Annotated in this window: 20 protein-coding genes; 18 read left to right on the top strand and 2 right to left on the bottom strand. The window is 63.5% G+C overall.

Translation table 11 applies throughout. The features are described 5' to 3' along the window. Window positions 1–32: 32 nt before the first annotated feature. The 8 genes from IB241_RS24535 (at window position 33) to IB241_RS24500 (ending at window position 7,326) form a co-directional block, all read left to right on the top strand. Complete coding sequence (locus tag IB241_RS24535) at window positions 33–809, top strand: CbbQ/NirQ/NorQ/GpvN family protein (RefSeq protein ID WP_192300761.1); 777 nt, start codon at window positions 33–35, stop codon at window positions 807–809. Between the two features lie 28 nt (window positions 810–837). Then, a complete protein-coding gene (locus IB241_RS24530; protein ID WP_192300804.1) occupies window positions 838–1,356 on the top strand; it encodes a cytochrome c oxidase subunit 3 in 519 nt (172 codons plus the stop codon). A gap of 7 nt (window positions 1,357–1,363) precedes the next feature. Further along, a complete protein-coding gene (locus tag IB241_RS24525; RefSeq protein ID WP_192300760.1) occupies window positions 1,364–1,597 on the top strand; it encodes a cytochrome C oxidase subunit IV family protein in 234 nt (77 codons plus the stop codon). Window positions 1,598–1,918: 321 nt separating this feature from the next. Continuing rightward, complete coding sequence (locus tag IB241_RS24520; RefSeq protein WP_192300759.1) at window positions 1,919–2,278, top strand: hypothetical protein; 360 nt, start codon at window positions 1,919–1,921, stop codon at window positions 2,276–2,278. 808 nt (window positions 2,279–3,086) lie between these two features. Further along, entirely contained in the window at window positions 3,087–3,443 is a 357-nt protein-coding gene (locus IB241_RS24515) for a hypothetical protein (RefSeq protein ID WP_192300758.1), read from the top strand. Window positions 3,444–3,553: 110 nt separating this feature from the next. Continuing rightward, window positions 3,554–3,994: a c-type cytochrome gene (locus tag IB241_RS24510; RefSeq protein WP_192300757.1), complete on the top strand. Its 441-nt coding sequence runs from the start codon at window positions 3,554–3,556 to the stop codon at window positions 3,992–3,994. 3 nt (window positions 3,995–3,997) lie between these two features. After that, window positions 3,998–5,419, top strand: coding sequence for a cbb3-type cytochrome c oxidase subunit I (locus tag IB241_RS24505; protein ID WP_192300756.1), 1,422 nt, complete (start codon window positions 3,998–4,000; stop codon window positions 5,417–5,419). 65 nt (window positions 5,420–5,484) lie between these two features. Continuing rightward, window positions 5,485–7,326 carry a nitric oxide reductase activation protein NorD gene (locus IB241_RS24500; RefSeq protein WP_192300755.1) on the top strand — a complete coding sequence of 614 codons (1,842 nt, stop codon included), beginning with the start codon at window positions 5,485–5,487 and terminating at the stop codon, window positions 7,324–7,326. On the opposite strand, the gene IB241_RS24495 is transcribed toward IB241_RS24500, so the two are convergent. Further along, window positions 7,320–7,511: a protein DnrP gene (locus IB241_RS24495; protein WP_192300754.1), complete on the bottom strand. Its 192-nt coding sequence runs from the start codon at window positions 7,509–7,511 to the stop codon at window positions 7,320–7,322. The two genes, IB241_RS24500 and IB241_RS24495, sit on opposite strands and share 7 nt — an antisense overlap. After that, window positions 7,508–8,191 (bottom strand): Crp/Fnr family transcriptional regulator, encoded by a 684-nt coding sequence (locus IB241_RS24490; RefSeq protein ID WP_192300753.1) that lies wholly within the window; start codon window positions 8,189–8,191, stop codon window positions 7,508–7,510. Before IB241_RS24490 ends, IB241_RS24495 begins: the two co-directional genes overlap by 4 nt. 137 nt (window positions 8,192–8,328) lie before the next feature. Here IB241_RS24490 and IB241_RS24485 point away from each other — a divergent pair, with 137 nt between their 5' ends. From IB241_RS24485 to nosZ, 10 genes are all read left to right on the top strand, one after another. Next, window positions 8,329–9,504: an NnrS family protein gene (locus IB241_RS24485; RefSeq protein WP_192300752.1), complete on the top strand. Its 1,176-nt coding sequence runs from the start codon at window positions 8,329–8,331 to the stop codon at window positions 9,502–9,504. Window positions 9,505–9,513: 9 nt separating this feature from the next. Next, window positions 9,514–9,930 carry a hypothetical protein gene (locus IB241_RS24480; RefSeq protein WP_192300751.1) on the top strand — a complete coding sequence of 139 codons (417 nt, stop codon included), beginning with the start codon at window positions 9,514–9,516 and terminating at the stop codon, window positions 9,928–9,930. 295 nt (window positions 9,931–10,225) lie between these two features. Further along, a complete protein-coding gene (gene pdxH / locus IB241_RS24475) occupies window positions 10,226–10,873 on the top strand; it encodes a pyridoxamine 5'-phosphate oxidase (protein WP_192300750.1) in 648 nt (215 codons plus the stop codon). An 83-nt stretch (window positions 10,874–10,956) separates the two neighbouring features. Next, window positions 10,957–11,511: a molybdenum cofactor biosynthesis protein B gene (gene moaB, locus IB241_RS24470; RefSeq protein ID WP_192300749.1), complete on the top strand. Its 555-nt coding sequence runs from the start codon at window positions 10,957–10,959 to the stop codon at window positions 11,509–11,511. Then, window positions 11,508–12,734: a gephyrin-like molybdotransferase Glp gene (gene glp / locus IB241_RS24465; RefSeq protein WP_192300748.1), complete on the top strand. Its 1,227-nt coding sequence runs from the start codon at window positions 11,508–11,510 to the stop codon at window positions 12,732–12,734. Before moaB ends, glp begins: the two co-directional genes overlap by 4 nt. A gap of 9 nt (window positions 12,735–12,743) precedes the next feature. Further along, window positions 12,744–13,739 (top strand): ubiquinone anaerobic biosynthesis protein UbiU, encoded by a 996-nt coding sequence (gene ubiU, locus IB241_RS24460; RefSeq protein WP_192300747.1) that lies wholly within the window; start codon window positions 12,744–12,746, stop codon window positions 13,737–13,739. A 10-nt stretch (window positions 13,740–13,749) separates the two neighbouring features. Further along, on the top strand, window positions 13,750–14,640 hold the full coding sequence (locus IB241_RS24455; RefSeq protein ID WP_192300746.1) for a U32 family peptidase: 891 nt from the start codon (window positions 13,750–13,752) through the stop codon (window positions 14,638–14,640). Beyond that, the gene (gene ubiT, locus IB241_RS24450; protein ID WP_192300745.1) at window positions 14,634–15,101 is read left to right on the top strand and encodes a ubiquinone anaerobic biosynthesis accessory factor UbiT; all 468 of its coding nucleotides are present in this window, start codon (window positions 14,634–14,636) and stop codon (window positions 15,099–15,101) included. Before IB241_RS24455 ends, ubiT begins: the two co-directional genes overlap by 7 nt. Window positions 15,102–15,816: 715 nt before the next feature. Then, the gene (nosR, locus tag IB241_RS24445) at window positions 15,817–17,892 is read left to right on the top strand and encodes a transcriptional regulator NosR (protein ID WP_225595706.1); all 2,076 of its coding nucleotides are present in this window, start codon (window positions 15,817–15,819) and stop codon (window positions 17,890–17,892) included. Between the two features lie 11 nt (window positions 17,893–17,903). Next, window positions 17,904–19,805: a TAT-dependent nitrous-oxide reductase gene (gene nosZ / locus IB241_RS24440; protein ID WP_192300743.1), complete on the top strand. Its 1,902-nt coding sequence runs from the start codon at window positions 17,904–17,906 to the stop codon at window positions 19,803–19,805. Window positions 19,806–19,912 lie beyond the last annotated feature (107 nt).

The following is a 19,912-nucleotide window of genomic DNA, read 5'->3' as shown; positions in this document are numbered from 1 at the left end:
GCGTGGCCGCAAATCAGCTGTGGACCTGTGTCATGAGCGAACCTTTCTACCAACCCGTCGACAATGAATGCCTGCTGTTCGAGCATGCCTGGCGCCACCGCATGCCGGTGCTGATCAAAGGCCCGACCGGCTGCGGCAAAACCCGCTTTGTGCAGCACATGGCGCACCGCTTGCAGTTGCCGCTGTACACCGTGGCCTGCCACGACGATCTAAGCGCCGCCGACCTGGTCGGCCGCCACCTGATCGGCGCCCAAGGCACCTGGTGGCAGGACGGCCCGCTGACCCGTGCGGTGCGCGAAGGTGGCATCTGCTACCTCGATGAAGTGGTCGAGGCGCGCCAGGACACCACTGTGGTTCTGCACCCGGTGGCCGACGACCGCCGCGAGCTGTATCTGGAACGCACCGGCGAAGTGGTCAAGGCGCCGCCGTCGTTCATGCTGGTGGTGTCGTACAACCCCGGCTACCAGAACCTGCTCAAGGGTATGAAACCCAGCACCCGCCAGCGTTTCGTGGCGATGCGCTTCGACTATCCGGCGCCAGCCGATGAAGCGCGTATCGTCGCCCAGGAGGCCCAGGTGGACAGTGCGCTGGCCGCCGAAGTGGTGCGCCTGGGCCAGGCGTTGCGGCGTCTCGATCAACACGACCTGGAGGAAGTCGCCTCCACGCGCCTGCTGATCTTCACCGCCCGCCTGATCGCCGCCGGCATGCCACCGCGTGAAGCCTGCCTGGCCTGCCTGGCCCAGGCCTTGAGCGACGACCCGCATACCGTCGCGGCGCTGATGGACGTGGTGGACGTGCACTTTGCTTGAATCACGGCGCCTGCCGGGCGACTTGGCGATGTGGTTTTTCATCCTCGCCGAGTTGACGGTGTTTGCGATTTTGATCCTGACGTTTGCCGTGACGCAGCGCCTTGAACCCGAAGTGTTTGCCCTGGGCCGCAGCCAGCTGGACAGCTCCACCGGGCTGGCGATGACCGTGAGCCTGCTGACCGCTGGATTGTGCGCCGCGCTGGGGTTGCAACAAGTGCGTGGGCAGCCATCGCGGCGCGGTGCCGGGTGGTTTTGCGCGGCGTTGTTGGCAGCGTTGATTTACGTGGGCATCAAGCTGGAGGAATACGCCCACCTGGCGGGGGTTGGGCTGGGCTTGGAATACAGCCGGTTCTTCACTTTGTACTGGGTATTGACGGGGTTTCATTTCCTGCATGTGCTGCTGGGCATGGTAATCCTCGGGTGGCTGGCGGTGGGATGCTGGCGGGGAAGGGTGGCGATAAGCGGGGTGGAGTCGGGCGTGTTGTATTGGCACATGGTCGACCTGGTGTGGGTGGTGTTGTTTCCGGTGGTGTATGTGATGGGATGAAGGATCGATGAGCACGTCGCAGGGGTTGCTGGTGTGTTGGGCGGTGTTGGTGTCGCTGAGTGCCGGGACGGTGCTGGCGGGCGCTGCAGGCGTGTGGTGGGCGGTGCTGCTGTTGGCGGTCTCGAAGGCGTGGCTGATTGCGGACGGGTTCATGGAATTGCGGCATGCACCCTGGGGGTGGCGGCTGATGCTGTTGGGATGGACCGTGGTGCTGGCGCTGCTTGTCGGCGCAATCTTCTGACCGCGCCTTTTTGCCCCGCGCTGGGTGGCGAAGCCGCCCCAAACAGTCCGCCGCGGTGTTTCAGGAATACCGAGGCGCCGGGATTTGGGGCGGCTTCGCCACCCAGCGCGGGGCAAGCCCGCTCACTACAGTGACCAGTGGCAGGTTTTGGTAGGCAATTGCCTGGTCATTTGTAGTTCATTTCCGAAACACGAGTTACGCCCCGGACGCTGCCTTACTCCTTCTGCGGTGCCTTCCTATAGTCGTGCGCCACAGAGTGGGTACGGAAACCGCTTTGGGGAAAATGTGGGTGTTTGCCTTTACGAAAGCGCGGGGAATTAAATGGACTGGGAACTAGTCGGCATAGTTGCTGCGCTGATCATGATACTTAGTTTTCCAGGGATCGCTTACAGCATGCTTACCAAGCTGGAAACAGCGGAAAACTATTTGCCCCATAGCGTTTTCATCGTCTCAAACAAGTATCTATTTCGCGCTCAACCTTTTGAGGGGAAGGCCATGCGATTAATGCTGCTGGCCTATGTGTTGATCGTGCCGAAAGTCTTTTACTGGCGAAGGCTTGTGGATCTTGATGAGGTGGCAAGAATCCCACGCAGATTAAAAATCTGGATCATCGCGCCCTGCCTGGTGCTCAACCTTTCTGGAGCGGTCATGACCGCCACTGGGTTAGCTCTTTATTTATAAGGCACAACACTCATAAATACCTGATGCCGGCGGGTGTATAGCAATCAAAATGTAGGATGGGGTCAGCACAAAACGCTCTGACAAACAGGCCACTGTAGTGAGCGGGCTTGCCCCGCGCTGGGTGGCGCAGCCGCCCCAGATCCAGGCACCTCGGTCCTCCTGAAACACCACCGCGGACCGTTTGGGGCGGCTTCGCCACCCGGCGCGGGGCAAGCCCGCTCACTACAGTGACCAGTGGCAGGTTTTGGTAGGTAATTGCCTGGTCATTTGTAGTTCATTTCCGAAACATGAGTTACGCCCCGGACGCTGCCTTACTCCTTCTGCGGTGCTTTCCTATAGTCGTGCGCCACAGTCTTGGAGGTGCATGCGATGCAAGGACCCTACGCATTTATCAATGAACGACCGCAACCCTACCCATTGCTCAAACTCAGTTTGGCGCTTGATCCGCATAGCCAGGCAAAATTCGAGACTCTCAACCAACGTCTGCGCAATACCGTGGTGCTGCCTGGGCAACGGGTGATCATCGGCGATAGTCGCACGGCGTCGTGCACCACTGAAGCAGCCAAGCTTATGTCGAGGGTGGAAAGCTGGTGTTTGGGGTGGCTGGGGCGGCTCGTATGGGCTACCTGGGCGCATCGACAGCGGTGATCGCTTGTGCTGCGGTGTTCGGTATACCTACAGCGGGTACTGGAGCTCTGGCTTGTGCAATTGTCGGAGGTACGGCCGGTGGGCTATTAGGAGGTACGCAGGGCAATAAGCTTGGAGAGCACGTGGGCACTTATCTCTATGAAAGCTCCCGGAGTGAACGATGAATCTTGAGTTCATAGGCATGGGCGCAGGAGTGGTCATGATACTTAGCCTTCCTCTGCTCTATTACAGTATGTTCACCAAGCTTGAAGCAGCAGAAGGTTACTTGCCTCACAGCGTATTCATAGTTTCCTGCAAGCACTTGTTTCGCAGCTTGCCTCTCGATGGGAAGCCTTTGCGGTTGAATCTGATGGCGTATGTGTTGGTGATGCCTAAAGTGTTCTACTGGCGAAGGCTCGTGGATCTTGATGAAGTTGCAAGTGTGCCGGGGCAATTAAAACGCTGGATCATCATCCCGTGTGCCATCACTCACCTCGCTGCGCTGACCATGACAGCAGCAGGATTGATGTTGACTTAAATGTGGGAGGGCCAGGCCCCTCCACAATCCGCACTTCTTGATCGCCATCAATCACTTTTCACACCCCGCCTTCCTATCATGGCCCCCGCCAAGCCATGAGGAAGACGACCATGTCAGAGACCTTCACCAAGGGCATGGCCAGGAATATCTACTTCGGAGGAAGCGTGTTCTTCTTCCTGATTTTCCTGGCCCTGACCTACCACACCGAACAGACCTTTCCCACTCGCAGCAACGTCGACCAGCTCACCGAAGCGGTGGTGCGCGGCAAGGGTGTGTGGGAGCGCAACAACTGCGTCGGCTGCCACACCCTGTTGGGCGAGGGCGCGTACTTCGCGCCGGAGTTGGGCAATGTGTTCCAGCGCCGGGGCGGTGAAGAAGGGTTCAAGCCGTTCCTGCACGCCTGGATGAAGATGCAACCCCTGGGTGTGCCCGGGCGCCGGGCCATGCCGCAATTCAATCTCAGTGACCAGGAGGTGGGTGATCTGGCCGAGTTCCTCAAATGGAGCTCGAAGATCGACACCAATAACTGGCCACCGAACAAGGAGGGCTGAGCCATGCGCAGCGTCAATCCCTATCTGAAATTCCAATCCCAGGCCGTGGCCAAACCCTACTTTGTGTTTGCCCTGATACTGTTTGTCGGCCAGGTGCTGTTCGGTCTGATCATGGGCCTGCAATACGTGGTGGGCGACTTCCTGTTCCCGCTGATCCCGTTCAACGTGGCACGGATGGTCCACACCAACCTGTTGATCGTATGGCTGCTGTTCGGCTTCATGGGCGCCGCGTATTACCTGGTGCCCGAGGAAGCGGACCGCGAGCTGCACAGTCCGAAACTGGCGATCCTGTTGTTCTGGGTGTTTGCCGTGGCCGGGGTGTTGACCATCCTTGGCTACCTGTTGGTGCCCTACGCGGCGCTGGCCAAGCTGACCCACAACGAACTGCTGCCAACCATGGGCCGTGAGTTCCTGGAGCAACCGACCATCACCAAGATGGGCATCGTCGTGGTATGCCTGGGCTTTCTCTACAACATCGGCATGACCCTGCTCAAGGGCCGCAAGACCACGGTCAGTATGGTGATGATGACCGGGCTGATCGGCCTGGCGGTGTTCTTCCTCTTCTCCTTCTACAACCCCGGCAACCTGGCGCGGGACAAGTTCTACTGGTGGTGGGTGGTGCACCTGTGGGTCGAAGGTGTGTGGGAATTGATCATGGGCTCGATGCTCGCGTTCGTGCTGATCAAGGTCACCGGCGTCGACCGTGAGGTGGTGGAAAAATGGCTGTACGTGATCATCGCCATGGCCTTGATCACCGGGATCATCGGCACCGGGCACCACTTCTTCTGGATCGGCGCGCCGCAGGTGTGGCTGTGGGTCGGTTCGATCTTCTCGGCACTGGAACCGCTGCCGTTCCTGGCGATGGTGATGTTCGCCTTCACCATGGTCAAACGCCGCCGGCGCCAGCACCCCAACCGTGCCGCAACGTTGTGGGCCAAGGGCACCACGGTGACAGCGTTCTTCGGCGCCGGGGTCTGGGGGTTCCTGCACACCTTGGCCCCGGTCAACTTCTACACCCACGGCACCCAACTCACCGCGGCCCACGGTCACCTGGCGTTCTTCGGCGCCTACGCCATGATCGTGATGACCCTGATCAGCTACGCCATGCCGCGCCTGCGTGGCCTCGGCGAAGCGCCGGATGCCCGCTCGCAGACCATCGAGGTCTGGGGCTTCTGGCTGATGGTGCTGTCGATGGTGATGATCACCCTGTTCCTCACCGCCGCCGGCGCCGTACAGGTGTGGCTGCAACGCTGGCCGGTGGACGGTGTGGCGCTGCCGTTCATGGCCACCACCGAACATCTGCACGGGTTGTTTTGGGCGCGGTTGGCCAGCGGCGTGGTGTTCCTGCTCGGACTGCTCTGCTACCTGTACAGCTTCCGGCAACGCCGCGCGGTGGCCGGTGAACCGGTGCCGATTGTGCATTGATCGTTAATCCCCAAGAGGGCGGCCCGGCTGATTCAGCGGGCCGTTTTACGTTTGGAGCAATGCCCATGGCTTTTACCCTGGAACTGGAAGAGTGGGTCGGCAGCGCCTGGCACCGCTTTATCACCCGTCGCGCCAGCGTGGATTTCCCCGCGGCGCAGGTCCACTTGAGCGACCGCCAACGCAGCCTGGCGCTGCTGTTTCGCGCCCTCGGCGGCGCCGGTGGCATCGCCCTGGAAGCCGCCGGCGACCGCGACCTGCTGCTGCGCCGTAACCTGTTGATGCGTATTGCCGGCACTTGCAAACAGGCACCGCTGGCGTCCTGCGACGGCAACCGTTTGCGCCTGCCGTCCCGCCTGGCGGTGTTCCCCCACGCCAGCCTCAACCTGGAGCTTTACCGCTGGTTGGCCCTGCTTGCCGCACAGTCCGGCCCGATGACCCACTGGGCGCGGGACAACCAGCGCTGGACCTGGCTGCTGCTGCAACGCTATCCCGCCATGGGCCCCAGCTACCGGCGCCTGGTGGATGCACACATCGCCCTGCGCCCCGACCCCGCCAGCCTGCGCCCCGACGAAGCGGCGCTGGAAAAAGCCCTGCGCAAGGCCCTGCGCGAGCCCGGCAGTGTGCGCCATCTGCCACGCAGCGAGCGCGCGCCGTGGCCGTTGCCGTTGTGGTTGTACCCGCCGCTGCACCTCGACACGCCGCAAAGCGCCGACCTCGACGACACCGGCGACGATCTGTCAGCAGCGCCCAGTGAACAACACGGCGCGCCCAAGCGCGCCACGCGTCTGGATGATCAGAGCCGCGACGGCGGCCTGCTGGTGGTACGCCTGGAAAACCTGTTCAGTTGGACCGAACACGTCGACCTCGACCGCTGGAGCGACGACAGCGACGACCCCGACGCCGCCCGCGTGGCCGAAGACCTCGACCAACTGAGCCTGTCACGCCAGCGTGTGCGCAAAAGTGGCGGGCTGAAACTGCACCTCGACCTGCCGCCCGCCGACGTCGATGACATCCCCCTCGGCGCAGGGATCAAGCTGCCGGAGTGGGACTACCGCCAGCAGCGCCTGCAAGACGCCTTCGTCAACCTGCAACTGATGCAGCTACGCGACGCGCCACCGCAACCCTTGCCCGTGCGCCTGCATGCCGAGGCCCGGCGCTTGCGCCGCCAGTTCCAGCACCTGCGCACCGACCGCCAATGGCAGCGCCAGCAACCCCAGGGCAGCGAACTCGACCTGCACGCCTGGCTGGATTTTCATGTGCAACGCCAGCACGGCGCCTGCGCCGAGCGCGGCTTGTTCATGGAGCAACGTCACAGCCACCGTGACCTCGCCTGCCTGCTGCTGGCCGACCTGTCGATGTCCACCGATGCGCACCTGAACGATAGCCAAAAGGTCATCGACGTGATCCGCGACAGCCTGCTGCTGTTCGGCGAAAGCCTGGCCGGCGCGGGGGACCGCTTTGCGCTGTACGGGTTTTCGTCCCTGCGTCGTCAGCAGGTGCGCATGCAGGTGCTCAAGTCCTTCCAGCAACCCTATGACGACCACATCCGCGGCGCGATCCAGGCGCTCAAGCCGGGTTACTACACGCGCATGGGCGCCGCGATCCGCCAGGCCACCCGGCTGCTGGGGGGCTGCCCACAGCGGCGCAAACTGTTGTTGCTGCTCACCGATGGCAAGCCCAACGACCTGGATCTGTACGAGGGCCGCTATGGCGTGGAAGACACCCGCCAGGCGGTGCTCGAAGCGCGGCGCCAGGGCTTGATCCCGTTCTGCATCACCATCGACAAGCAGGCCGGTGACTACCTGCCGTACATGTTCGGCGCGAACGGCTTCACCCTGATCCGCCAGCCACAGCAGTTGCCGCAGCGGCTACCGCAGCTGTACCGGCAGTTGACCGAGGGTCAGTAAATATCCCGGGGGAGCCAGAAGAACATTGCGATGCAAAACAGCGCCAGGCCCACGCAGAACCACTGAAAGCGGCTCAGCCGCAGGGCCTGTTTGCTGGCCTCTGACGCCGGCAGCGGCATGGCGCAGTGTGCGCAGGTGACGCGTGCTTCGGGGTTGCGCCGCTGGCAGTACAGGCAGGTCTTCACTCGAATTGCTCCAGGCGCGGGCGGTCGAGAATGGCGATATGACGACCGTCCTGGGTGATGATCTTTTCGTCGATCAAGCGCCGGATAATCCGCGAGAACGTCTCCGGCTGAATCGACAGGTGCCCGGCAATCAACTGCTTGGCCATGGGCAGTTCGAAGCGTGTTTCGGTGTTCTGCTGGCGCACCAGTTGTGTGAGCAGGTAGCGCACCACGCGGTGGGTGGCGTTCTTCAGCGACAGTGTCTCGATCTCGTTGACCCGCTGGTGCAGGCGCACGCACAACGTGCCGAGCAGGGCGAAGGTCAGGCGGCTGTTGCTGTGCAACAGGCGCATGTAGGTGGCGTTGGACAGCCGATACACCTGGCTCGGGCACACCGCTTCGGCGCACGCCACATAGTTGGGCGTGTCCATCAGCATCATCGCTTCGGCGAACGTCTGGCGTTCGCCGATCACCTCGAACACCTTCTCCTGGCCGTCCGGGGTCAGGCGGTAGATTTTCACCGCGCCGGCAATCACAAAGTAAAACGCATCGGCCGGTTCGCCCTGGCGGAACAGCGGCTCGCCCTTGTCGACATTGAGCAGTTGGCTGTTGCTCATCAACTCAGTCAGTTGGGCCTCGTCCATGGGCTCGAACAGGTGGTGACTGCGCAGGATCTGGTGATGGACACGATGGAGCACCATCAATACCTCGGGACACAAAGGGGGAAGGGGGGCTCAAGGTTAATCCGACTACCCTTGGCACAGCTTGATCTGCGACAAGGGCAAGACGCGCGCGCAGGCGCACCATCGGCACAGAAAATGAGTTGAGGAGCCGCAGCATGCAAGTTCTGGATCGGCGCAAGGCACTGTCGATTACCCCGTTGTTTCGCCTGGCCTTCCGGCCGTTCTTCCTCGGCGCGTGCCTGTTGGCGGCGTTGGCGGTTCCCCTGTGGCTGCTGGCCCTGGGGGGCATGACCGGCAACTGGCAACCGGCCGGCGGCTGGCTTGTCTGGCATCGGCATGAACTGCTGTTTGGCTTTGGCGTGGCGATCATCGCCGGGTTCCTGCTGACGGCGGTGCAGACCTGGACCGGCCGCCCGGGCCTCAGCGGTGCGCCCCTGGCGGCGCTGGCGGGTTTGTGGCTGGCGGCGCGCCTGGGCTGGTTGCTGGATATTCCATGGCCGCTGCTGGCGCTGCTGGAACTGAGCTTTCCGCTGGCGGTGGCCGGGGTGATGGGCTGGACGCTGTGGCAGGTACGCCAGCGGCGCAACTACCCGATTGTGCTGGTGCTGGTGCTGCTGGCCGTGGCGGATGGGTTGTCGCTGTATGACCTCGGCCTGCAACGCCAGGCGGTGCTCACCGGGCTATGGCTGGTGGCGGCGATGATGGGCTTGATCGGCGGCCGCGTGATCCCGTTTTTCACCCAGCGCGGCCTGGGCCGGGTCGAGGCGGTCAAGCCGTGGCCGTGGCTGGATCATCTGCTGCTGGGCGGCTCGATCCTGGTGGCGCTGTTCTATGCCAGCGGGCTGGCCCTGTCGCCGCGCCTTTGGCTGGGCGTGCTGTTTGCCGCACTTGGCGTGGGCCATCTGCTGCGCCTGGTGCGTTGGCACGCGCGCGGCTTGTGGCAGGTGCCACTTTTGTGGTCGCTGCACCTGGCGTACGCCTGGCTGGCGCTGGCCTGCCTGGGCATGGCGCTGTGGCATTTCGGCGCGCCGTTGAACCCCAGCCTGGCGGTGCATGCGCTGACAGTGGGGGCCATGGGGGGCTTGATCCTGGCGATGATCGCGCGGGTCAGCCTCGGCCACACTGGCCGCTCGCTGCAACCGCCAGGTGGGATGAGCCTGGCGTTTGCGCTGCTGAACCTGGCGTGTGTGTGCCGGGTGCTGCTGGTGCTGGTGTGGCCGGTGGCGGCGCTGTGGCTGGCGGGGGCGTGCTGGTGCGTCGGGTTGGGGCTGTACTTGTGGCGTTATGGCCCGATGCTCTGGCAGGCGCGGGTCGACGGGCATCCAGGGTAGGAGGCTGCCATGTATTCACTGTTGCTGATCGTACATCTGCTGGCGGCCATCGCGTTTATCGGCACGCTGTTTTTTGAACTGGTGATCTGGCACAGCGCCCGGGAAGAGTTGGCCTGGTCGGCGCAATTCACCTCGGACCAGGCGATCGCCCGGCGATCGCGGCGGGTGCTGCACGGGGTCGTGGTGGTGCTGTACGGCGCTGGCCTGGGCCTGGCGTGGCACTACTGGAACGTGCCATGGACCGCTCGTTTTACGCTGTTGTTCAGCCTGAAAGTCAGCCTGGCGCTGAGCATCATCGGGCACTACCTGCTGCTCGCGTACTGGCTGACCCATAAGCGCCTGAGTGCCAAGCGCGCACTGTGGATCCGGCGCAGCATCCTGGGGCACATGGTGCTGATCGTGATCCTGGCCAAATCCCTGTGGTAACCCCTGCATCAACCGCCTTTGTAGTGAGCGGGCTTGCCCCGCGCTGGGTGGCGCAGCCGCCCCAAACCCAGGCACCTCGGTTTGTCTGAAACACCGCGGCGTCCTTGTTGGGGGGCTTCGCCACCCGGCGCGGGGCAAGCCCGCTCACTACAGAGTGTTCAAGGCCAGGGTGCAGGAATGTGATGTTGTACACAGTTGCCATGCGGCGTCATGCCACGGCCAATTGTTGATCGCGGTCAAGGGATCATTCGGCGTCAGTTCCCACACTGTGGCGAACTTTCCGGAGGACCGCGTCATGCCCCTGTCCCTTGCGCAATTGCGCCGCAACTACACCCTTTATGGCCTGCGTGATGACTGCGAGCAGGACGACCCGCTGGAGCTGTTCGGCCAGTGGCTGGCCCAGGCGCGCAAGACGGAAGTGCCGCCCGCCGAGGCCAACAGCATGGCCCTGGCCACGGTCGACAGCAGCGGCCACGCCCATTGCCGCATCTTGTTGCTCAAGGGCTTCAGCGCCGAAGGGTTTTTCTTTTTCGGTCATTACCAGAGCGCCAAGGGCCAGGAACTGGCGAGCAACCCCCACGCCGCCATGACGTTTTTCTGGCCCGGCCTGGAGCGCCAGGTGCGCATCGAAGGCCCGGTGATGAAGGCCGACACCGAACTGTCCGACGACTATTTCGACGCCCGCCCGGCCGCCAACCAACTGGGCTCCTGGGCCTCGCCGCAGAGCCAGCCATTGGCCCATCGCAGCGAGCTGGAAGGCCGCCTGCGTGAAGTCACCGAGCGTTTCGCCGGGCGCCAACCGCCACGGCCGGAGCAATGGGGCGGCTATTGCCTGCAACCGCAGCGCATCGAGTTCTGGCAGGGGCGTGCGGATCGTTTGCATGACCGCCTCGACTTCCGCCTGCACGACGGCCACTGGCAACGCACGCGCCTGGCCCCCTAACGGCATACCTCCTCCGAGGAATAGGCCCTGCGCCCATTGCGGCGCAGGCTGCAACCATCTTTTCAACGCCTGGAGCCTGGATCATGGCCCATCTGAACCAACGCAGTTTTGTTTCCCTGAATATCGCGGTGCTCACCATCAGCGACACCCGCACCTACGACACCGACACCTCCGGCGACACCCTGGTGGACCGCCTGCAAACCGCTGGCCACATGCTGATCGACCGCGGCATCGTGATGGATGACATCTACCAGATCCGCGCGCGCGTCTCGCAGTGGATCGCGGACCCCCAGGTGCAAGTGGTGCTGATGACCGGCGGCACCGGCTTCACCGCTCGAGATAACACGCCCCAGGCCGTGCTGCCGTTGCTGGACAAACAGGTCGACGGTTTTGGCGAGCTGTTTCGCCAGGTGTCCCTTGCCGAAATCGGCATGTCGACCCTGCAATCGCGTGCCCTGGCCGGTTTCAGCAACGGTGTGCTGGTGTGCTGCATGCCCGGTTCGCCGGGCGCGTGCCGCACCGCCTGGGACCAGATTCTTGTCGGTCAACTGGACAGCCGCACCGGCCCGTGCAATTTCGCGCCGCACCTCAAGCCACAACTCGACCAGGCGCTCGCGGCCTGTGAGGCACGCTCATGAACGTGTGTGACAGCGGCGACCTGCTGCCGGTAGAGGAGGCCATCGAACAGTTGTTGGCACAGGCGCCGCCGCCGCCTTCCACTGAAGTGATTGCCTTGGCCCAGGCCCTTGGGCGGGTCGTCGCCGACGAAGTGTTTTCACCCCTCGACCTGCCAAGCTGGGACAACAGCGCCATGGACGGCTACGCCCTGCGCGCGTTTGACGTGCCGGAGCAGGGTGGTTACCTCGAAGTGGCCGGGCGCATCGCCGCCGGGCACAGCAGCGACGTGCCGTTGCAGGCCGGGCAGGCGGTGCGCATCTTTACGGGTGCGCCGTTGCCGGTGGGCGCCGACAGCGTGGTGCCGCAGGAACGTTGCCGGGTGTATGGCCAGCGCATCTGGTGCCCACCCGTGCGCTTGGGCGAACACGTGCGCAAGCGCGGCGAAGAGCTGCAACGCGGGCAACGGGTGTTGAGCGCCGGCAAGCGCCTGCGTGCCCAGGAGATCGGCCTGCTGGCGGCGGCGGGCATCCCGCGGGTCAAGGTCTATCGGCCGCTGCGGGTGTGCCTGCTCAGCAGCGGTGATGAATTGCGCGAGCCGGGTGAGTCGCTCGCACCCGGGCAGATCTACAACAGCAACCGCCACCTCCTCGCGGCGTTGCTGCGCGGTTGGGGCGTGGACGTGCACGACTACGGTGTGATGGCCGACGCCCTGGCGGCCAGCCGCGATGCGCTGGTGCTGGCGTCTTCCGAATGCGACCTGCTGCTGACCACCGGCGGTGTGTCGGTGGGCGAGGAGGACCACCTCAAGCAGGCGATCCAGGCGCTCGGCAAGGTCGAGTTCTGGCGCCTGGCGATCCAGCCCGGCAAGCCCTTGGCGTTCGGCCAGGTCGCGGGCAAACCGTGGATCGGCCTGCCGGGCAACCCGACCGCCGCGCTGATCACCGCGTTGGTGGTGGTGCGCCCGTTCCTGCTGCGCGCCCAGGGTGCCGAGCGGGTGTTGCCGGTGCCGATCAACGTGGTGGCCGGGTTTGACTGGGCCAAGCCGAACAAGCGCCGCCAATACCTGCGTGCGCGCTTGAGCCCCGGCATCGATGGGCAATTGCGCGCCATCCTGCACCCGCAGCAAAGCTCGGCGATGCTCGCGCCCGCGTGTTGGGCCGACGGCCTGGTGATTGTCGAACGCGGACAGCAAGTGCCCAAGGGCGCGGCGGTGCCGTTCCTGTCCTTTGCCGATTTTCAATAAGGAGCCACCATGCAACTGGTCTGCCCGGCAGGCAACTTGCCTGCGCTGAAAGCCGCTGTGCGCCAAGGCGCCGATGCGGTGTACGTGGGGTTTCGCGATGACACCAATGCCCGGCATTTCGCCGGGCTGAACATGGACGACAAACAGTTCGACGCCGCCGTCGCCCATATCCGCCAGCACCAGCGCAAGCTCTACGTGGCGGTCAACACCTACCCGCAACCCAAGATCTGGCCGCGCTGGCAACGGGCGGTGGACCGCGCCGCCGATCACGGCATCGACGCGCTGATCGCCGCCGACCCCGGTGTGCTCGGCTACGCCGCCCAGCGTCATCCGCACCTGGCCTTGCACTTGTCGGTGCAGGGCTCGGCCACCCATGCGGCGGCGCTGAAGTTCTACGTCGAACGCTACGGTATCCGCCGTGCGGTGCTGCCGCGTGTACTGTCCCTGGCCCAGGTCAAACAGGTGGCGGCCAGCGCCACGGTGCCCATCGAAGTGTTCGGCTTTGGCAGCCTGTGCATCATGGCTGAAGGGCGCTGCCACTTGTCGTCCTACATCACCGGCGAATCGCCCAACCTGTGCGGTGTGTGCTCACCGGCCAAGGCCGTGCGCTGGAGCGATGACGCCGACGGCCTCAGCGCGCGCCTCAGCGAGGTGCTGATCGACCGCTACACCCCGGACGAACCAGCCGGCTATCCGACCCTGTGCAAAGGCCGTTTCCTGGTGGACGGCAAGCGTTTCCATGCGCTGGAAGAACCCACCAGCCTCGACACCCTCGACCTGCTGCCAGAGCTCACGGCCATCGGCGTGGAAGCAGTGAAGATCGAAGGCCGCCAACGCAGCCCGGCGTATGTCGAGCAAGTCACCCGCGTCTGGCGCGCCGCCCTCGACGCCCACCGCGCCAGCCCGGCCCACTTTGTGGTCAAGGACCAATGGCGGCAGGTGTTGGCCGGGCTTTCCGAAGGCAGCCAGACCACCCTGGGTGCTTACCATCGTGCATGGCAGTGAGGAACCACAGATGAAACTCAGCCTCGGACCGGTGCTGTTTTATTGGGACAAGGAGCACCTCGGGCGCTTCTATGCGGACATGGCCGACTTGCCTCTGGACGTGATTTACCTGGGCGAGACCGTGTGCTCCAAACGGCGCGCCCTGAACCTCGATCAATGGCTGGGCCTGGGGCGTGAATTGCAGGCGTGCAGTTCGGCGCAGATCGTATTGTCGAGCCTCACCTTGATTGAAGCCGCCTCGGAACTGTCCAGCCTGCGTCGCCTGTGCGACAACGGTCAGTTGCTGGTGGAAGCCAACGACATGGGCGCGGTGCAGTTGCTGATGGAGCGCAAGCTGCCCTTCGTCGGCGGCCCGGCGCTCAACCTCTACAACGGCCACGCCCTGGTGCAATTGCTCGATGCCGGCATGCAACGCTGGGTGCCGCCGGTGGAATGCTCCCGCGGTTTGATCGCCGATGTGCTGGAGCAAGTACGTGAACTGGGGCGGCCGTTGCCCCAGGTCGAGATCTTCGCCTACGGTCATCTGCCCCTGGCCTACTCGGCGCGCTGCTTCACTGCCCGTGCGGAAAACCGGCCCAAGGACGACTGCCAGTTCTGCTGCATCAACTACCCGGACGGCATGGCCTTGACCAGCCAGGAAGGCCAGGCGTTGTTTACCTTGAACGGCATTCAGACGATGTCCGCCGACGTCACCAACCTGCTCGCCGACTACCCGGGGCTGGTCGCCTGCGGTGCCGACCTGCTGCGTCTGAGCCCCAGGGCCGAAGGCATGGCCGATGTGGTGCGTGCCTACGACCAGGTGCGCCAGGGCGCCACGCCGCCGTTGTTTGTCGACGGTTGCAACGGCTACTGGCATGGCCAGGCCGGCATGTTGCGGGTCGAGGAGGTGGGGCTGTGTTGAATCGCAAACAATGGCTGCTCAAGGGCGCCGACCGTCTGTTGCCACTGCTGCGCCGTGTGCCGTTCCGGGTCCAGCGCCTGGCGTTGCAGCAAGGCCTCAACCGCTGCCTGGCCGAGCCCTTGCGCGACGGGGGCTTCGACCTGCTGCGCGGGCGCTGGATGTGCCTGCGCATCCCCGACCTGGGGTTGTGCTGGTACTTGACCCTGGCGCGGGATGGGTTGCGCATTGCTGACAAGGCCCAGGCCCAGGTGACCATCAGCGGCAACTGGCGTGAGTTTTTGTTGTTGGCCAGTCGGCAGGAAGATCCGGATACGCTGTTTTTTCGCCGGCGGTTGGTGATTGAGGGGGATACGGAGTTGGGGTTGGGGTTGAAGAACCTGATCGATAGCCTGGACCCGGATGTGTTGCCGCCGTGGCTATGGCGCAATTTGGAACGTGCGGGACGCGGCCTGGCAGCCTGACGTGTCTTGGGTTCCTACATAACGTTGCTTGGAACACCGGACCTGTGGCGAGGGAGCTTGCTCCCTCGGGGATCTCCAGTCGAGCGCCTATTGCCCATCAACACCAATCACCTGTGGGAGCGGGCTTGCCCGCGAAAGCGGCGGTTCAGCCAACACCTCCACCAGCAGTGCCACCGCCTTCGCAGCCTCGCTAGGGCTCGACAGCTCCCACAGGGGATTGGCAGTGCCTGGGCGATCTCCAGCCAAACACTGACAACCCAGCAACACAGCTCAAATGTGGGAGCGGGCTTGCCCGCGAAAGCGGTGGTTCAGCCAACATCTCCACCAGCAGTGCCGCCGCCTTCGCAGCCTCGCTAGGGCTCGACAGCTCCCACAGGGGACTAGCAGTGCCTGGGCGATCTTCAGCCGAACACTCACTATCCATCAACACCAATCCCCTGTGGGAGCGGGCTTGCTCGCGAAAGCGGTGGATCAGCCAACATCTCCATCAACAGTGCCACCGCCTTCGCAGCCTCGCTAAAGCTCGACACAGGGAGTTTCGGTTTCTTCCATTGGTTTCGGGTTGCGGTGATACGCCACACCTCGGAAAAAACCGGCTTGATTCTGGTCAAGGGCCACTGGCCATCCTCGCCTCTACCATCGGTCCCATCTTCAGCACGCCGCCGTAAGGGACCCCATGATCCGTTCCACGCACCTGACGCTTCACTGGCTGATCATGGCGGTGTTGCTGATGTTTTTGCCCAACGCCCAAGCCGAGCCCGCGCAGCAACGCATCGATCACACCTTCCCCCAACACGACGCAGTCTCGGCCGCCGAAGGTCCGTTCAAGGTGCGTACCATCAGCCAGGGCGGCCAGCCCGTCGGCTATGTGTTCCAGACCCTGGATGTGCTGAATATCCCGGCCTACTCGGGCAAACCGATCAACACCCAGGTGATCCTCGACACCGCCGGGATCATCCGCGATGCCTATGTGTTGGAGCACCACGAACCGATCCTGCTGATCGGCATCCCCGAGGCCAAGCTGCATGAGTTCACCGGCCACTATGCGGGTGTGGACGTGCGCCAACGGGTGGTGGTTGGCCGCTCCAGTGACCCCAAGGCGGTCACCGTGGACGCGATTGCCGGTGCGACGGTGACGGCCATGGTGGTCAATGAGGTGGTGATGCGCGCTGCCCATGAAGTCGCGGTGGCCCTCAAGCTGATCGACGGCAAGGCCGCCGCCAAGCAGAAAGCCGCGCTGATCCGCACTGATGAGTTCACCCCGGCGAGCTGGGCGCAGTTGACCGGCAACGGTGCGATCCGCCGCCTGCACCTGACCCGTGGCCAGGTCGATGCGGCCTTCAAGGACACCGCTGCCGAAGCCAGCGGTGCCGCCGACGACACCTTCATCGATCTCTACGTGGCCGACATCAACCCGCCGAGCATCGGCCGCAACCTGCTGGGCGAGGCGCACTACACAGACCTGATGCAGCGCCTCAAGCCCGGTGAGCAGGCGATTGCCGTGCTCGGGCGCGGGCTGTTTTCGTTCAAGGGCTCGGGCTATGTGCGCGGCGGGATTTTCGACCGGGTGCAGTTGCGCCAATTCGGCAATGTCATCAGCTTTCGCGACCTCGACCACCAGCGCATCGATGACGCCTACGCCGATGGCATGCCGGCGTTTGACGAGATGTCGGTGTTTATCGTGCGCCCGCAAGCGGCCTTCGACCCCGGTTCGCCGTGGACCCTGGAACTCTTGGTACGCCGCCAGACCGGCCCGGTCAGCGGCACCTTCAGCAGTTTCGAATTGCCTTACCAGATGCCCGAACAGTACCTGGAACGCCCGGCGCCCAGCGCCGAGGAACAGGCGGCGATCGACGAAGCCAACCGCCCGCTGTGGCTGAGCATCTGGTATCAGAAGCAAACCCAGGTGCTGGTACTCGGCGCCGCGCTGGTGCTGCTCACGGCGATTCTGTTCCTGCAAGACAGCCTGGCCCGCCGCCCACGCCTGTTGCATTGGCTGCGCCGGGGCTACCTGGTGTTTACCGTGGTTTTTATCGGTTGGTATGCGTTGGGGCAGTTGTCGGTAGTGAATGTGCTGACCTTTGTGCATGCGCTGTTCGAAGGGTTTCGCTGGGAGCTGTTCCTCACCGACCCGCTGATCTTCATGCTCTGGGTGTTCACCGCTGCAAGCATTCTGCTGTGGGGACGTGGCGTGTTCTGCGGCTGGCTGTGCCCGTTCGGCGCGTTGCAGGAATTGCTCAATGAAGCCGCGCGTTTGCTCAAGATCCGCCAGTTCGAATTGCCGTTCGCCGTGCATGAGCGGTTGTGGGCGATCAAGTACCTGATCCTGCTGGTGCTGTTCGGCATTTCCCTGGAGTCCATGGCCACCGCCGAGCGCTTCGCCGAAGTCGAACCGTTCAAGACCGCCATCACCCTGCATTTCGACCGCCAGTGGTGGTTCGTGCTCTACGCCGTGGCGCTGCTGGTGATCAATCTGTTCACCCGCAAAGTCTACTGCCGCTACGTCTGCCCACTGGGAGCGGCGCTGGCGATCCCGAGCAAGTTCCGCCTGTTCGACTGGCTCAAGCGTCGCGCCGAATGCGGCAACCCGTGCCAGCTGTGCGCCAAGGAATGCGAGATCCAGGCGATCCATCCCGACGGCCATATCAACCCCAACGAATGCCACTACTGCCTCGATTGCCAGATGACCTGGCACAACGACCACAAGTGCCCGCCGCTGATCAACAAGCGCAAGAAACGCAACAAGGCGGCGCAGCAGATTCCCGTGGTGCAGATAAATCCCAACGCTTGAAGGAGCAACCCATGAACGACACAGACGAAAAGCACGACGGCCTGACCCGGCGCGGTTTCCTCGGCAGCGGTGCGGTGACCGGCGCAGTCTTGGCCGGGGCTTCGGCCCTTGGCGGCACGGTGTTTACCCGTGAATCCTTTGCGGCGGCGGCCAAGGACGCCAAGGCGAAAATCCATGTGGAACCGGGCCAGCTCGACGACTATTACGGCTTCTGGAGCGGCGGCCACCAGGGCGAAGTGCGCGTGCTCGGCATCCCGTCGATGCGCGAGCTGATGCGTATCCCGGTGTTCAATATCGACGCAGCCACCGGCTGGGGGCTGACCAACGAAAGCAAGCGCATCCTGGGGGAGGGCGCCAAGTACCCGAACGGCGATTGCCATCACCCGCACCTGTCCACCACCGACGGCAAGTACGACGGCAAATACCTGTTTATCAACGACAAGGCCAACACCCGGGTCGCGCGCATCCGCCTGGACATCATGAAGTGCGACAAGATCCTCACCGTGCCCAACGCCCAGGCCATCCACGGCCTGCGCCTGCAAAAGGTGCCGTACACCAAGTACGTGTTCTGCAACGCCGAGTTCATCATTCCGCACCCCAATGACGGCAAGAATTTCGACCTGCAGGATCGCAACAGCTTCACCATGTTCAACGCCATCGACGCCGAGAAAATGGAGATGGCCTTCCAGGTCATCGTCGACGGCAACCTCGACAACGCCGACATGGACTACACCGGCAAATACGCCGCTGCTACCTGCTACAACTCGGAAAAGGCCACTGACCTGGCCGGCATGATGCGCAACGAGCGCGACTGGGTGGTGGTGTTCAACATCCCGCGCATCGAGGCGGCGATCAAGGCCGGCAAGTTCATCAGCGTCGACGGCGCCAAGGTGCCGGTGGTGGATGGGCGCAAATCGCTGGACGGTAAGGACAGCGAATTCACCCGCTATATCCCGGTGCCGAAAAACCCCCATGGCTGCAACACCTCGCCGGACGGCAAGTACTTCATCGCCAACGGCAAGCTGTCGCCCACCTGCACCATCATCGCCATCGACAAGCTCGACGACCTGTTCAACGGCAAGATCAGCGACCCGCGCGGCGTGGTGGTGGGTGAGCCGGAACTGGGCCTGGGCCCGTTGCACACCACCTACGACGGGCGCGGCAACGCCTACACCACGTTGTTTATCGACAGCCAGGTGGTCAAGTGGGACATCGCCAAGGCGATCCGCGCCTACGGTGGCGAGAAGGTCGACTACATCAAGCAGAAACTCGACGTGCACTACCAGCCCGGTCACAACCACGCCTCGCTCACCGAAACCCGCGACGCCGATGGCCAGTGGCTGATGGTGCTGAGCAAGTTCTCCAAGGACCGCTTCCTGCCCACCGGCCCACTGCACCCGGAGAACGACCAGTTGATCGACATCTCCGGCGAGGAGATGAAACTGGTCCACGACGGCCCGGCCTTTGCCGAACCCCACGACTGCGTGATGGCGCGGCGTGACCAGATCAACCCGAAAAAAATCTGGGAACGCAACGACCCGTTTTTCGCCGAGACCGTGGCACTGGCCAAAAAGGACGGCATCAACCTGGAAACCGACAGCAAGGTGATCCGCGACGGCAACAAGGTGCGCGTGTACATGACCTCCATGGCCCCGGCCTATGGGCTCTCGGAGTTCACGGTCAAGCAGGGCAATGAAGTCACGGTGACCATCACCAATATCGACATGATCGAGGACGTGACCCACGGTTTTGTGATGGTCAACCACGGCGTGAGCATGGAGATCAGCCCGCAGCAGACTTCGTCGATCACCTTTATCGCCGACAAGCCGGGGCTGCATTGGTACTACTGCAGCTGGTTCTGCCATGCACTGCATATGGAGATGGTGGGGCGCATGAAAGTCGAGCCTGCCTGAACGCAGAGCACCACCACTGGGCCAATCCAGGCGCGTGGTTTGTGTGGGAGCGGGCTTGCTCCCACACAAGCCTTGCACCGGGTCGTCTTTCATTCATGGGGTATCGC

Source organism: Pseudomonas sp. PDM05, assembly GCF_014851685.1.
Lineage (GTDB): Bacteria > Pseudomonadota > Gammaproteobacteria > Pseudomonadales > Pseudomonadaceae > Aquipseudomonas.
This window is presented reverse-complemented; position numbering and strand designations above follow the sequence as displayed.